Source organism: Nitrospirillum bahiense, assembly GCF_007828025.1.
GTDB lineage: Bacteria > Pseudomonadota > Alphaproteobacteria > Azospirillales > Azospirillaceae > Nitrospirillum > Nitrospirillum amazonense.
In genome coordinates, this window is sequence record NZ_VITO01000016.1 from 132,606 (window position 1) to 146,658 (window position 14,053).

The following is a 14,053-nucleotide window of genomic DNA, read 5'->3' on the forward strand; positions in this document are numbered from 1 at the left end:
GTTATCCCGCCCGCCGGGCGGGTGACGGCAAGTTTTATGCGGGGACTGGCCGTCAGGGGGTGGCCTTGGCCGTGGCGTGGCGCGCCTGGTAGGCTTGCAGGGCTTCCTGGTACGCCGGGGATTGCTGCGCGGCCGGTAGGGCGCGGAGCTTCTTTTTCTGCTTCAGCACGAAGGTTTCCGCCGTCAGGCTGGCATGCTCCCCACAGAACTTGGCGCAGGCGCCGGTGGGATCGCTGAAGCCCACCTCATCGCCGCTGAGGGTCATGGTCAGCAGGCAGCGCTGTGTGGGCGCCGGATCCTGGAAGACGAAGCTGCCGATCTTTTTGTATTCCGCGATGCCGGTCAGGGTGCAACTCTGCCCGTTATAAAAGGACAGGCGCATGTCCAGGTAGGCGGCGCCATCCGCCACCGGCGTCACCTGCAGCACGTCCTCCGCCCCGTGGATGCTGTCGGCGGTCTTGACCGGGTGACGGTAGATGCCGGCGATGCGGGCCAGCAGCATCTTGGCGTCGGCCTTGCTGCCATCGGGGGCGTAGGCCATGGCGCGCTTGGCCGATTCCGCCTGCACCGCCTTGATCTTCACCCTGTACTCCCGTTCCAGGCAGGCGCGGGCGTCCAGCGTGGCATCGCAGCGCTGGAACATCGCCTCGTCCACCGTCCAGGCACGGCCCAGGCGGACATAGGGCACATCCTGAACACTGTCGATCAACTGGCGCAGGCCGGGATCGGCGCACAGCGCCTGGAAGGAGGCCGAGGTGGGCGCCTGGCAGTCCGCCGGCGTGAGACCGGGCACGGGCGCCTCCGCGGCCACCGCCCCGCCGCTTCCCAACACGACCGCCAGAAAGGTGATGACCGCCCGCTTGCCCATGACGCCCCCAACGCCCCAGTGCTTACCCGGGTGAACTGTGCCTAAGGGCAACGGTGGGCGCAAGGGATCGCCTGGGCACCCACCGTTTTGCACCCTAGGCACCGCGCACCAGGACGTGGCGCTTGCGCCCCGCCGACAGGCGCACCGGCAGAGCTCGCGCCACGATGCGGGCATCCAGGTCCGCCACTGCCACCCCATCGACCCGCACGCCACCGCCGGCGATCAGGCGCCGCGCCTCCCCTTTCGAGGCCGCCAGGCCGCCGCGCACCAGCAGGTCGACCACCAGGGCGCCGTCCGGCACCTCCTCCCCCGTCAGCGCCACCGCCGGCAGGCCCTCGGCGTTGGTGCCGGTGAAGGCCCGGCGGGCGGTCTCATTGGCGGCCTGGGCGGCCTCGGGCCCGTGGGCCAGGGCGGTCGCGGCGTTGGCCAGCACCTCCTTGGCCTGGTTGATCTCCGCCCCCGGCAGCGCCTCCAGTTCCGCGATGCGCTCCAGCGGCAGATCGGTGAACAGGCGCAGGAAGCGGCCGACGTCGGCATCCTCCGTGTTGCGCCAGAACTGCCAGTAGTCGTAGGGCGGCAGCCGGTCTGCGTTCAGCCAGACGGCGCCGCCGGCGGTCTTGCCCATCTTCGTGCCGGACGCGGTGGTCAGCAGCGGGGTGGTCAGGCCGAAGACCTCCCGCCCCTCAAGCCGGCGCACCAGATCGATGCCGTTGACGATATTGCCCCATTGGTCCGACCCGCCCATCTGCGCCAGGCAGCCGGCGCGGCGGTGCAGTTCCAGGAAGTCGAAGGCCTGCAGGATCATGTAGTTGAATTCCAGGAAGCTCATCGGATCCTGCCGCTCCAGCCGCGCCTTCACGCTGTCGAAGGACAGCATGCGGTTGACGGAGAAGTGGCGGCCGATGTCGCGCAGCAGGTCGATGTAGCCCAGGCGGTCCAGCCAGTCGGCGTTGTTCACCATGACGGCATCGATGGGGCCACCGCCGAAGGTCAGGAAACGTTCGAACACCCGGCGGATGCCCTGGATGTTGGCGGCGATCTGGTCTTCGCTCAGCAGCGGACGTTCGGTGGCGCGAAAGCTGGGGTCACCCACCCGGGTGGTGCCGCCGCCGATCAGCACGATGGGCTTGTGCCCCGCCCGTTGCAGGCGGCGCAGCGTCATGATGGGCAGCAGATGGCCGACGTGCAGGCTGTCGGCCGTGGCGTCGAAGCCGATGTAGACCGGCACCACACCGGCGGCGAAGGCCGCGTCCAGCCCGTCCAGGTTGGTGCATTGATGGATGTAGCCACGCGCCTGCAACACCTGCAGGGCGGCGGAGCGGACATCATGTCGGGGTAGGTCCTGGGTATCCATGAAGCGGTGTTCCTAAGGTGGGACCGCCACCAAGGAGGAAACCGCTTTTGGGAAACGACTGCCGCCTTGGCGGCGGCATCGTTTCAACATGGTCGAACAACGCCGCTCCTATGAGGAGGGCGCGTAATACGTGCAGCAGAGGGGCAGCGTCGTGACCATGGGCGGATGGTGATCATCCTGCCGCCATCCTGTCAAGCCGCCGCAGCGCATAGCTTCCTTATTCAACATAATTTTGCAGTCAATTATACAGATTGACTCTCAATATATCGTTAATTTAGCCTCAGCGCAGATCGTAAAATAACGCACATTGGTCGTTAAATAGCGCATCGTTAAGTGTGGATTTGCGGGAGACCATGATGGGTAAAGCCTATTCCGCCCTTTGCCGCCTGGCCCTGGCTGCAGTCCTGGCCCTGGGGATTGGCGCGGCATCCGCAGCGGAAAAGCCGGTGCGCATCGGCTATCAGAAATACGGAACCCTGCTTCTGCTGAAGGAAAGCGGCAAGCTGGACGAACAGCTGAAAGCCCAAGGCGTCGCTGTGGAATGGCGGGAATTCCCCGGCGGCCCGCAGTTGCTGGAGGCGCTGAACGTCGGCGCGCTGGACTTCGGCATCACCGGCGAAGCGCCCCCCATCTTCGCCCAGGCCGCCGGCGCCCCCCTGGTCTATGTCGGCGTGGAACCGCCGGCGCCCAAGGGCGAGGCCATCCTGGTGCCCAAGGACAGCCCGCTGAAAAGCGTGGCCGACCTGAAGGGCAAGAAGGTGGCACTGAACAAGGGCTCCAACGTCCACTACCTGCTGGTGAAGGCGCTCGAGGAAGCGGGCCTGGCATACAGCGACATCCAGCCCACCTACCTGGCGCCGGCCGACGCCCGCGCGGCGTTCGAGCAGGGCAGCGTCGATGCCTGGGTCATCTGGGACCCCTACTACGCCGCCGCGGCCGCCGCCACCCAGGCCAGGGTGCTGTTGGACGGCGTGCGCCCCGACGGCAGCAACCTGGTGGCCAACCACCAGTTCTACCTGGCCGAACGCGGCTTCAACGACAGCCGGCCCCAGGTGGTGCAGACCATCCTGGCCGCCCTGCGCGACATCGACGCCCAGTCCAAGGGCGACCAGAAGGCCGTGGCCCAGCGCCTGAGTCCGCAGGTGGGCATCCCGGCGCCGGTGCTGGAAACGGCGCTGGCCCGCATGGGCTACGGCGTGCAGCCCATCACGCCCGAGGTGATCGCTGCCCAGCAGAAGATCGCCGACACCTTCCACCAGCTGGGGCTGATCCCCAAGCCCATCCGCGTCTCCGACGCCATTCCCGGATCGAAGTCATGAGCGACACCCCCCTTCACCCCGCCGAACCGGTGACGGAAGCGAACGTCTTCTGGTTCATCCCCACCCATGGCGACGGCCGCTATCTGGGCACCACCCACGGCGCCCGCGCCGTCAGCTTCGATTACCTGAAGCAGATCGCGCAGGCGGCCGACAGCCTGGGCTACTACGGCGTGCTGCTGCCCACCGGGCGCAGTTGCGAGGACAGCTGGGTCATCGCCTCGGCCTTGGCCCCGCTGACGGAGCGCTTGCGCTATCTGGTGGCGGTACGGCCCGGATTGCAGTCGCCCACCGTTTCGGCCCGCATGGCGGCCACACTGGACCGGGTGTCCAACGGCCGGCTGCTGATCAACGTCGTCACCGGCGGCGACCCGGTGGAGAACGCCGGCGACGGCATCTTCCTGTCGCATACCGAGCGTTATGAGGTGACGCGGGAATTCCTGTCGGTCTGGACCCGCCTGATCGCCGGCGAGACGGTGCATTATGAAGGCAAGCACATCCGCATCGAGGATGGGCGGCTGTTCTTCCCCTCCCTGCAACGGCCCTACCCGCCCCTGTATTTCGGCGGATCATCCTCCGCCGGCATCGACGTGGCGGCGGAGACGGTCGACAAATACCTGACCTGGGGCGAGCCACCGGCGCAGGTGGCGGAGAAGGTGGCCGTCGTCCGTGCCGCCGCGGCCGCCAAGGGCCGCAAGGTCACCTTTGGCATCCGCCTGCACGTCATCGTGCGTGAGACCAACGAGGCCGCGTGGCGCGCCGCCGATGAGCTGATCCAGCACGTGGATGACTCCGCCATCGAACAGGCGCAGAAGACCTTCGCCCGCATGGACAGCGTGGGCCAGGCCCGCATGCAGGCGCTGCACGGCGGCCGGCGCGACAAGCTGGAGGTCAGCCCCAACCTGTGGGCCGGCGTGGGCCTGGTGCGCGGCGGCGCCGGCACCGCCCTGGTGGGCGATCCGGAAACGGTGGCGCAGCGCATGAAGGAATACATGGCCGTCGGCATCGACAGCTTCATCCTGTCGGGCTACCCGCACCTGGAGGAAGCCTACCGCTTCGCGGAGCTGGTCTTCCCCCTGCTGCCGCTGGCCCCCGGCAATGGCCGGGACAAGGGCGAGGCCACCAACCACGGCCCCTTTGGCGAGCGTATCGCCAACACGCTGCCCCCGGCGCCCAAGGAGACCGCCGCCCTGCGCCAGGCATCGGCATCATGACCAGGACGAAAGCCCTGCGCCGGGGGCTGGTCCCCTGGCTGCTGCCCCTCGCCCTGCTGGCGGTGTGGGAGGTGGCGGCCAAGGCGGGGTGGCTGTCGGCCCGCGTGCTGCCGGCGCCCAGCGACATCGCCGTCGCCTTCTGGACCACGCTGAAGGACGGCAGCCTGCCCCACCACGTCGGCATCAGTGCCGAACGCGCCGTGCTGGGCCTGGTCATCGGCGGCGGCCTGGGCTTTGCCCTCGGGCTGATCAACGGCGCCCTGCCCCTGGCCGAGGACATCCTGGACAGTTCCTTGCAGATGCTGCGCAACGTGCCGCACCTGGCCATCATTCCCATGGTCATCCTGTGGTTCGGCATCGGGGAGGAGGCCAAGGTCTTCCTGGTGGCCGTGGGCGTGCTGTTCCCCATGTACCTCAACACCTTCCACGGCATCCGCTCGGTTGACCGGGGCCTGGTGGAGATGGGACGGGTCTATGGCCTTGGCCCCGTGGCCCTTTACCTGCGCGTCATCCTGCCGGGCGCCTTGCCCGCCATCCTGGTGGGCCTGCGCTATGCCCTGGGCATCATGTGGCTGACCCTGATCGTGGCGGAGACCATCTCCGCCTCCTCCGGCATCGGCTACATGACCATGAACGCGCGGGAGTTCCTGCAGACCGACATGGTGCTGCTGGGCATCATCGTCTACGCCCTGCTGGGCAAGCTGGCCGACATCGCGTCGCGCTGGCTGGAGCGCAGGGCGCTGGAGTGGAATCCGTCCTTCCATACCGGGCTGGAGGCGGCATGATGGTCCCCCTGCGCGCCGCGCCCCCACCCGAAGTTCAGCCCGAAGCTACCGTTACCGGCAAGGGCTTGGAACTGGCCTTCGACGGCGTCACCAAGGCCTTCGGCGACGTGAGCGTGCTGAAGGGCCTGGACCTGGTCATCCCGGCCGGTCAGTTCGTCGCCGTCGTCGGCCGCTCGGGCGGTGGCAAGACCACGCTGATGCGCCTCATCGCCGGGCTGGACGGCCCAACCAGCGGCACCATCCGCATCGACGGCACGGCCCGCCGAGGCCTGCAGCCCGACGTGCGCCTGCTGTTCCAGGACGCCCGCCTGCTGCCCTGGCAGCGGGTGCTGAGCAATGTCGGCATCGCCCGTGGCCCCGGCTGGAAGGAGCGCGCCCAGGCGCTGTTGGCCGAGGTGGGCCTGGCGGATCGCGCGGGCGACTGGCCCTACGTCCTGTCCGGCGGGCAGAAGCAGCGTGTGGCCCTGGCCCGCGCCCTGGTGACGGAGCCCGGCATCCTGCTGCTGGACGAACCCTTCGGCGCCCTGGACGCCCTGACCCGGGCCGACATGCACCGCCTGCTGACCCGGGTTTGGCGCCAGCACGGCTTCACCGCCATCCTCATCACCCATGACGTGGCGGAGGCCGTGGCCCTGGCCGATCGCGTGCTGGTGCTGCGCGACGGCCGCGTGGCCGAGGACATCACCGTCGATATCCCGCGCGGTGCCCGCGCCACCGGCGCCCCCCGCCTCGCGGAGCTGGAACGCCGCATCCTGGGCGCCGTCTAGAAGAGAGCGCCCCTGGACGCGCAACGATCACTTTTGAAGTTCACAAAAGGCAACTACGTGCCGCCTTGAACCAATCGCTGGCCCCTGACACTCTGGCTCCCGACAGCCTGACCGCCGCCGCCCTATAGACGGCATCGCTGCAACCGGTATCACTTGATCGGGTTCCACATGTCCCTGGGTGATGCGCCCCACCAAAGAACCGCCTCCCGCGTCGTCATACTGGGCGGCGGGTTCAGTGGGGCCGTCGCCGCCCTGCACCTGGCCCGCAGCACGCCCGTGCCGGTGGACATCGATATCGTGGAGCCGCGCCTGCTGTTGGGGAGCGGGGTGGCCTATTCCACCCCCGACCCGCAGCACCGCATCAACGTGCCAGCCGCGCGCATGAGCGCCTTTTCCGCCGACATGGGCCATTTCGACCGCTGGCTGCGCCGCTCCGGCGTGCTGGCCACCGATCCGCAGGCCCTGGTCAAGGGCGGTCATATCTTCTCCAGCCGGCTGGAGTTTGGGCGCTATCTCGACGGACTGGTGCGCGAACAGGCGGCGTCCGACGGGCCCGCCCACATCCGCCATGTGCAGCAGCGCGCCACATCCATCACCCCCATCCCCCGTGACGCGCCGCCGGGCCAATCCTTCGGCTATGCCGTGGCGCTGGAGAATGGCGGCCGCCTGGTGGCCGACGTGGTGATCATCGCCACCAGCCATCCGCCACCGTCCCCGCCCCGCATCCTGGAGGAGGCTCTGGGCGACGACCCACGCCTCATCGCGAACCCCTGGGCGCCCGGCGCGCTGGAGGACCTGGACGCCGATGCCCGGGTACTGGTGGTGGGCTCGGGCCTGACCATGGCCGACATCCTGGCCACGCTGGAGGCCGGGGGGCACAAGGGCCCAATCACCGTCTTCTCCCGACGGGGGCTGACGCCGCGCGGCCACGCCCTGGATGCGGGCGATCTGGTGGGCGACTTCGCCACCCGGCCCGAGGTGACGGCCCATGCCCTGCTGCGCCGCATCCGCGCCACGGTGAAAGCGGCGGAGCTCGAGGGCAAGCCGTGGCAGGTGGTGCTGGACGCCGTGCGCCGCGACGCCCGCGCCATCTGGCAGGCGCTGCCGCTGCCTGAGAAACGCAAGGTGCTGCGCCACCTGCGCCCCTTCTGGGACGCACACCGCTACCGCATCGCCCCGCAGCCGGAGGCGACGATCCATGAGCTGGAAGCGCGGGGGCAGCTGGAAATCCTGGCGGCCAGCCTGGCCGACATCCGGGCCGACGCCGATGGCGTGCATGTCACCCTGCGTCCCCGCCGGGGCGGCCCCACCCTGACCCGCACGGTGGACGCGGTGGTGGTTGCCACCGGGCCGGCGCACGACCATCTGATCGACGCCGTTCCCGCCCTGGCCCCGCTGGTGTCGGCAGGACGGCTTCATCCCGACGCGCTGGGCCTGGGCATCGCGGTGGACGAGCAGAGCCGCGTCATCGACGTGCGCGGCGTTCCGGATGAGACGCTATGGGTGGCCGGCCCCCTGGCCCGCGCCACCTTCGGCGAGCTGATGGGCCTGCCCCAAGTGCTGATTCAGGCGGAGGAGGTGGCGCGGTCCGTGGCCCGGCGCCTGCCGGGCCAGGCCGCCCCGGAAAAGCCGAAGGCGGGCACCCGCAGCCGGATGCCCGCCTGATCGGACTGGGTTTAGATCACTCGGCGGATCCAGCCATCCACCAGCGGGGCCTGGCTGCCGCGCTGCATGCCGACCAGGCGTTCACGCAGGCTGGCGGTGGTAGACCCGCCTTCGCCATTGCCGATGACGAAGTCGCCCTCGGCCGTGCGCACGGTGCCAATGGGCGCCAGCACGGCGGCGGTGCCGCAGGCGAAGGCCTCGCGCACCCGGCCGGTGGCGGCATCCTCCTTCCACTGCGCCAGGGTATAGGGCTGCTCCACCACCGTGTGGCCCAGGCTGCGCGCCAGCTGGATGATGCTGTCGCGGGTGATGCCGGGCAGGATGGTGCCGCTGAGCGGCGGGGTCAGCAGGCTGCCGTCGTCGCGGACGAAAAAGACGTTCATGCCGCCCAGCTCCTCGATCCAGCGATGCTCCGCCGCGTCCAGGAACACCACCTGGTCGCAGCCGTGCTTGCTGGCCTCCAGCTGGGCGATCAGGCTGGCGGCATAGTTGCCGCCGCACTTGGCCGCACCGGTGCCGCCGGGGGCGGCGCGGGTGTAGTTCTCCGGCGCCCAGATGGTGATGGCCTTGGCCCCGCCCTTGAAGTAGGCGCCCACCGGGCAGGCGATGACGCAGAAGATGTACTCCGACGCCGGCCGCACGCCCAGAAAGGCCTCGTTGGCGAACATGAAGGGGCGGATGTACAGGCTGCCGCCCTCGCTGTCGGGGATCCAGGCCTGGTCGATGCGCACCAACTGCTCCACCGCCTCCAGGAACAGCTCTTCCGGGATCAGCGGCATGGCCATACGCTCGGCCGAGTCCCGGAAGCGCTTGGCGTTGGCGTCGGGCCGGAACAGCGTCACGCCGCCATCCGCCGCCCGGTAGGCCTTCATGCCCTCGAAGATTTCCTGGGCGTAGTGCAGCACGGCCGCCGCCGGATCGAGCGCGAATGGTACCCGCGCCGTGACCTTGGCATCATGCCAGCCCTGGCCCTCCGTCCAGCGGATCGTCACCATGTGGTCGGTGAATACCTTGCCGAAGCCGGGGTTCTCCAGGATGCGGGCGCGCGTGGCGTCGTCGGTCGGATTGGCGGTGCGGTCTATCGTGAACGTCATGATCTCAAGCCTTCGTGTCCCCATGCCGGCAGCCTAACCGATCGGCTGATCGCATACGGTCGTGTATTTTTGGTCCCAGGTGGTACGGCGGATTTTCAAACCTGCCTAGCGGACGGATCAGATCGAAGCTAAATCTGATGCGAAACGCCATTAAAGAACAACGGCGGAGGACGGGATGGGCGAAACATTGCCGATGGCCGGGTCGGCCGGACCTGCGGGGATGCCGGCGGGTGCGCAGCGCCTGACCATGGGGCTGTGCTTCCTGGCGGCCGCCATCGAAGGGTTCGACCTGCAGTCGGCCGGTGTGGCCGCCCCCCGGCTGGGTCCCGCCTTCCAGCTGGACCCCACACAGATGAGCCTGGTGTTCAGCGCCGCCATCGCCGGCCTGATCGTGGGCGCCTTGGTGGGGGGCCGCGTCTCCGACCTTAAGGGGCGCAAGGTGGCGCTGATGCTGTCGCTGGGCGTCTTCGGCCTGTTCTCCTGCCTCACGGCGCTCACCTGGGATTATCCCAGCCTGTTGGCCGCGCGCTTCCTGACCGGCCTGGGCCTGGGCGGCGCCTTTCCCAACCTGATCGCCATCGCCTCGGAAAGCACGGAGCGGGGCAAGGCCGGCGCCGTGGCCGTCATCTATGCCGGCATGCCCCTGGGCGGGGCACTGGCCGCCGCCATGGCCTTGCGTGGCGGACACGGCGATTGGCAGACGGTGTTCTGGATGGGCGGCGTCGCCCCGCTGGCGCTGCTGCCCATCCTGGCCGTGGCTCTGCCGGCCTTTTGCGTGGCGCCGGCGGCGGATACCCCGCGCCAGGGCATCGTTCAGGCCCTGTTCGCCTCGGGGCGACGCGTGGACACAGGCGCCTTGTGGCTGGGGTCCTTCTTCGCGCTGCTGGTCCTGTACCTGCTGCTGAACTGGCTGCCGGTGCTGCTGTTGTCGCGCGGCCTGCCCCGCACCCTGGTGCTGGGCGTGCAGATCGTCTTCAACATGGGCGGCGCCTGCGGCTCCGGCATCGCCGGCCAGTTGATGGACCGGGTGGACCGCCGGCTGGCCGTGATCGTCATCTTCTTGGCCCTGACGCTGGCCCTGGCCGGCCTCGCCGGGGTGGAGGCCAATTTCCTCATGGCCGTGGCCGCTGTCGCCGGCGCAGCGGTGCTGGCCGCCCAGGCGCTGATTTATGGCCTGGCACCCAGCTATTACCCGGCGGAGGTGCGCGGACAAGGCGTGGGCGCCGTCGTCGCCGCTGGCCGCCTGGGTTCCGTCGCCGGGCCGCTGCTGGCCGGCCAGCTGATCGCCAGCGGCGGTAGCAGCGCCGACGTGCTGATGGGCATCATCCCGGTGGCGGTGTTGAGTGGCATCGCGACCTTCGTCCTGGTCGCCCGCCGGCCCGCCTAGAGCGGAACGCGATCATGGCTGATCGCATCTTGCTCTAGGCGGGAACGGCCGTTCCCTCCAGCCGCATGCGCCGGCCGCGGCGATGATCCACCGGCGTTGCCAGGCGCAGCAGGTGACGCTTGTGCTGGACGGAGGCGACGGTGCGGCCCAGGGCTTGGGCGATTTCCCGGTCGCCCTGCCCGGCGGCGTTCATGGCGATCAGCTGGGCCAGGCTTTCCTCATCCCAGGATCGCGCGGGGCCCAGTTTGGCGGCGCTACGCATGCTCTCACCTTGAGTGTTAGAAACGGCGTCCAAGTATCTGGTGAAAATCAACTCTAGGCTTTCAGGCGAACTTCCCCGTCTTTCCAGGGGGACCGGGCGGCGAAGAGAAGTTCGCCCTCCTCCACCATACGCTGGGCGATGGAGCCATCGACCTGCAGGGCGCTGCGGAAGTCGCCCATGCACAGGACGGTGACGGCGGCGGGCAGGTCCAGGCGGCCAAGGGTGGCCAGCGCCAGGTTGCCGTCCCAGCAGGGCAACGGCGCCTCGTCATCAATGACGATCAGGAAGTGGCCGGCGGCACCCTCGGCACGCATCGGCGAGGGCACCAGAAGGTAGATGCGCCAGGGGTGCAGGGCGTCGACAAGGGCCAGCAGGGCCGCCGCTATCCGTTGCGTGCCAATCCACCGGTCGCCCCATTGCCCCGGCCCTTCCGCCGCCGCCATGCCGTCCTCCCTGGGTTGGTCGTCTCCCGTTCCGCGTCGCCGTCGTCTGATGTCGAATGGAGGCGCTACCGGCCCTTGAACTGGGGCGGACGCTTCTCGGCGAACGCGCTCATGCCTTCCTTCTGGTCCTCCAGCGCGAAGGTCGAGTGGAACAGCCGGCGCTCGAACCGCAGGCCTTCGGCCAGCGTCAGCTCGAACGCGCGATCCACCGCCTCCTTCGCCATCATCACGGCGGGGCGGGAATAGCCGCAGATCTTCTCCGCCACCTTGATGGCCTCATCCACCAGCTCCGCGGCCGGGATGATGCGCGCCACCAGACCCGCCCGCTCGGCCTCCGCCGCGTCCATCATGCGGCCGGTCAGCACCAGCTCCATGGCCTTGGCCTTGCCGATGGCACGGGTCAGGCGCTGGGTGCCGCCGGCGCCAGGAATGGTGCCGATGGTGATTTCAGGCTGGCCGAACTTGGCCGTGTCGGCGGCCAGCAGAATATCGGCCATCATGGCCAGTTCGCATCCGCCGCCCAGGGCATAGCCCGCGACCGCCGCGATGGTCGGCTTGCGGCAGGTGGCCAGGCGGCCCCACTTCTTTGTGATGAAGTCGCCCAGGTAGGCGTCCATATAGGTCTTGGACTGCATCTCCTTGATGTCGGCGCCGGCGGCGAAGGCCTTCTCGCTGCCCGTCACGACGATGGCGCCAATGGAATCATCGGCCTCCAGCCGGTCCAGCGCGTCCTGCAGGTCGGTCACCAGGCCGTCCGACAGGGCGTTCAGCGCCTTGGGACGGTTCAGGCGGATCAGGCCCACGGGCCCCCGCACCTCGACCAGGATGTTCTCGTAGGCGAACTCGGACATTGGGGTCCTCTCCAGGATGATTGCCGCGGGCGTCGTCTCGTCGGCGCCGGGGTGGGACCGGGAGCGCACCAAGGCCCCGACAGTCCCTGCAAACTGCCCCATACCTTGGAAAGGGCAGCGAATACCGAAGTTCCCAGGATTATTCAGCGATCCGCCCGGCCTGACTAGGAAAAGGGGGTGAAGGCTGGAAAAGGGGCTTGCGAAGTTTGTGAACTGGCTCGCGCACAGCTGCCGCGCCGCCATGCCCAAGCCCGAAAGGTTGCCTGTTACGGGCAATCCTGGAATGATCCGCCGCGATGCGCGGGCCTGGCGGCCCCAAACCGGTACCTATGGCCCTGCCCGCTCGTGAAACCAACACCGTGACGACCCAGACTGCAAAGACGCCCGCGGTTCCCCCCCGTGGCGGGGCGCCGGCCCAGGCGGCGCGGCGGATGCGCGATGAGATCCTGGCCCTGCCCGATGGCGCGCCGCTCGGCTCGGAAGAGGAACTGCTGGCCCGCTACGGCCTGAGCCGGCCCACCCTGCGTCAGACGGCGCGTATCCTGGAGCAGGAACAGCTGCTGGTCGTGCGCCGGGGCAACGGCGGCGGCTATTACGGCCGGCGGCCGGACATCGGCGCCGTCACCCAGGCCGCGGCGCTCTACCTGCGCCTGCGCCAGACCACCGTGCGCGACGTGCTGGACGCCTTCCAGCTGGTGAATGTGGAGGCTGCCCGCCTGGCCGCCCTGGCGGACACGATGGCGGCCGACGCCACGGGCGCGCGGCTGGACCTGGCGGAATTCCGCCAGCATCTGATGGACCGCAAGGACGTGACCTACCTGGCGGCCGACGTGGTGCGGGACGAGGTGGCCCTGTACGCCATCCTCATGCGCATGGCGGGCAACCCGGCGCTGGAACTGTTCCACCGCACGCTGTTCGAGTTCGGCCAGCGCGACGCCAACCTGCGCGTCTTCCAGGGCCATCCCGACCGTTGCGCCCACTGGCGCACCGGCCGCCTGCGCATGGTGGACGCCATCCTGGCCCGCGACCCGGAAATGGCCGTGCTGCTGGCGCGTCGGCAGAACCGCCTGATGCTGGACTGGGTGTCGCCGGAGGTGGAGCGGGAGTCCATCGCCCCCCGCGACTGAGCCAACAAGAAGGGGGCGGCAGTCATTCCGCCCCCGTAACGTCACAGGGATAACGCCGATGAACGGGCCCGTCTCTCGCTTCTATTTCTCCGACCGCCTGCGCCTGCACTATGTCGAGTGGGGCCGGGAGGACAAGCCCACCCTGCTGCTGGTCCACGGCGGCCGCGACCATTGCCGCAGCTGGGATTGGGTGGCGCAGGAGTTGGCGCGCGAATTCCACATCCTGGCGCCCGACCTGCGCGGCCACGGCGACTCCGCCTGGTCGCAAGGGGGCGCCTACACCCTGGCGGAGGTGGTGGCCGACCTGGTGCAGCTGCTGCGCCAGCGCGCCGGCCGCAAGGTGGTGGTCATGGGCCATTCCTACGGCGGGGCGGCGGCCCTGTTCCTGGCCAGCCTGTACCCCGAGCTGGTGGAGCGGCTGGCGGTGGTGGAGGGCACCTGGCCCTGGCAGGAACTGCGGACGCAGAAGCCCCTGGCCGACCGTTTCCGCGACTGGGTGGACAAGGTGCACGAACTGTCAGCCAGGGGCCCCCGCAAATACCAGACGCTGGAGGAAGCCGTGGCCCGCATGCAGACGGAGAACAGTTTCCTGTCGACCGACCAGGCGCATCACCTGACGGTCCACGGCCTGCACCAGAATGAGGACGGCACCTACAGCTGGAAGTTCGACAACTACATCCGCACAGCCTATCCCTTCCGTATCAGCCTGGATGAGCTGCGGGACCTTTGGTCGGCGGTGACCTGCCCCACCCTGCTGATCAATGGCGGGAAAAGCTGGGTGGAGGATCCGGTGGCCAATGGTGCCGCCGCTTTGTTCCCGCAGGGCCGGACGGCAATGATCGCAGACGCCGGCCATTGGCCGCATCACGACCGCCTTGACGCGTTCATGGCGATCACGCGCCCCTTCCTGGCGGGCTGAC

General features: G+C 69.0%; 14 protein-coding genes. 8 read left to right on the top strand and 6 right to left on the bottom strand.

All coding sequences use genetic code 11. The annotated features are described in order from the left end of the window. Positions 1–52 precede the first annotated feature (52 nt). Together FBZ88_RS21475 and tyrS are read right to left on the bottom strand one after the other, a co-directional pair. A complete protein-coding gene (locus tag FBZ88_RS21475) occupies positions 53–868 on the bottom strand; it encodes a hypothetical protein (RefSeq protein ID WP_145619177.1) in 816 nt (271 codons plus the stop codon). 94 nt (positions 869–962) lie between these two features. Next, on the bottom strand, positions 963–2,222 hold the full coding sequence (tyrS, locus tag FBZ88_RS21480) for a tyrosine--tRNA ligase (protein ID WP_145619178.1): 1,260 nt from the start codon (positions 2,220–2,222) through the stop codon (positions 963–965). Between the two features lie 353 nt (positions 2,223–2,575). On the opposite strand from tyrS, the gene FBZ88_RS21485 reads away from it, so the two are divergent. The 5 genes from FBZ88_RS21485 (at position 2,576) to FBZ88_RS21505 (ending at position 7,969) form a co-directional block, all read left to right on the top strand. After that, entirely contained in the window at positions 2,576–3,541 is a 966-nt protein-coding gene (locus tag FBZ88_RS21485; RefSeq protein WP_145619179.1) for a sulfonate ABC transporter substrate-binding protein, read from the top strand. Continuing rightward, entirely contained in the window at positions 3,538–4,752 is a 1,215-nt protein-coding gene (ssuD, locus tag FBZ88_RS21490) for an FMNH2-dependent alkanesulfonate monooxygenase (RefSeq protein WP_145619180.1), read from the top strand. Before FBZ88_RS21485 ends, ssuD begins: the two co-directional genes overlap by 4 nt. Continuing rightward, positions 4,749–5,537 carry an aliphatic sulfonate ABC transporter permease SsuC gene (ssuC, locus tag FBZ88_RS21495; protein WP_088874744.1) on the top strand — a complete coding sequence of 263 codons (789 nt, stop codon included), beginning with the start codon at positions 4,749–4,751 and terminating at the stop codon, positions 5,535–5,537. The genes ssuD and ssuC overlap by 4 nt, the downstream gene beginning before the upstream one ends. Beyond that, entirely contained in the window at positions 5,534–6,304 is a 771-nt protein-coding gene (locus FBZ88_RS21500; protein ID WP_211102755.1) for an ATP-binding cassette domain-containing protein, read from the top strand. The genes ssuC and FBZ88_RS21500 overlap by 4 nt, the downstream gene beginning before the upstream one ends. Positions 6,305–6,472: 168 nt before the next feature. After that, positions 6,473–7,969, top strand: coding sequence for an FAD/NAD(P)-binding protein (locus FBZ88_RS21505; protein WP_145619181.1), 1,497 nt, complete (start codon positions 6,473–6,475; stop codon positions 7,967–7,969). Positions 7,970–7,980: 11 nt separating this feature from the next. On the opposite strand, the gene FBZ88_RS21510 is transcribed toward FBZ88_RS21505, so the two are convergent. After that, positions 7,981–9,063 carry a branched-chain amino acid aminotransferase gene (locus FBZ88_RS21510; protein ID WP_145619182.1) on the bottom strand — a complete coding sequence of 361 codons (1,083 nt, stop codon included), beginning with the start codon at positions 9,061–9,063 and terminating at the stop codon, positions 7,981–7,983. Between the two features lie 175 nt (positions 9,064–9,238). Between FBZ88_RS21510 and mhpT the strand changes: the two genes are divergently transcribed. Continuing rightward, entirely contained in the window at positions 9,239–10,450 is a 1,212-nt protein-coding gene (gene mhpT, locus FBZ88_RS21515) for a 3-(3-hydroxy-phenyl)propionate transporter MhpT (RefSeq protein WP_246138787.1), read from the top strand. A 34-nt stretch (positions 10,451–10,484) separates the two neighbouring features. Here the strand turns inward: mhpT and FBZ88_RS21520 are convergent, their stop codons facing one another. From FBZ88_RS21520 to FBZ88_RS21530, 3 genes are all read right to left on the bottom strand, one after another. Then, positions 10,485–10,712: a hypothetical protein gene (locus FBZ88_RS21520; protein WP_088874750.1), complete on the bottom strand. Its 228-nt coding sequence runs from the start codon at positions 10,710–10,712 to the stop codon at positions 10,485–10,487. A gap of 53 nt (positions 10,713–10,765) precedes the next feature. Further along, a complete protein-coding gene (locus tag FBZ88_RS21525; protein ID WP_145619183.1) occupies positions 10,766–11,155 on the bottom strand; it encodes a hypothetical protein in 390 nt (129 codons plus the stop codon). A 65-nt stretch (positions 11,156–11,220) separates the two neighbouring features. Then, complete coding sequence (locus FBZ88_RS21530; protein WP_145619184.1) at positions 11,221–12,006, bottom strand: enoyl-CoA hydratase; 786 nt, start codon at positions 12,004–12,006, stop codon at positions 11,221–11,223. A gap of 329 nt (positions 12,007–12,335) precedes the next feature. Here FBZ88_RS21530 and FBZ88_RS21535 point away from each other — a divergent pair, with 329 nt between their 5' ends. Together FBZ88_RS21535 and FBZ88_RS21540 are read left to right on the top strand one after the other, a co-directional pair. Beyond that, positions 12,336–13,133: a FadR/GntR family transcriptional regulator gene (locus FBZ88_RS21535; protein WP_281290153.1), complete on the top strand. Its 798-nt coding sequence runs from the start codon at positions 12,336–12,338 to the stop codon at positions 13,131–13,133. 58 nt (positions 13,134–13,191) lie between these two features. After that, positions 13,192–14,052 (top strand): alpha/beta fold hydrolase, encoded by an 861-nt coding sequence (locus tag FBZ88_RS21540; RefSeq protein WP_145619186.1) that lies wholly within the window; start codon positions 13,192–13,194, stop codon positions 14,050–14,052. The last annotated feature ends 1 nt before the right edge of the window (position 14,053 follow it).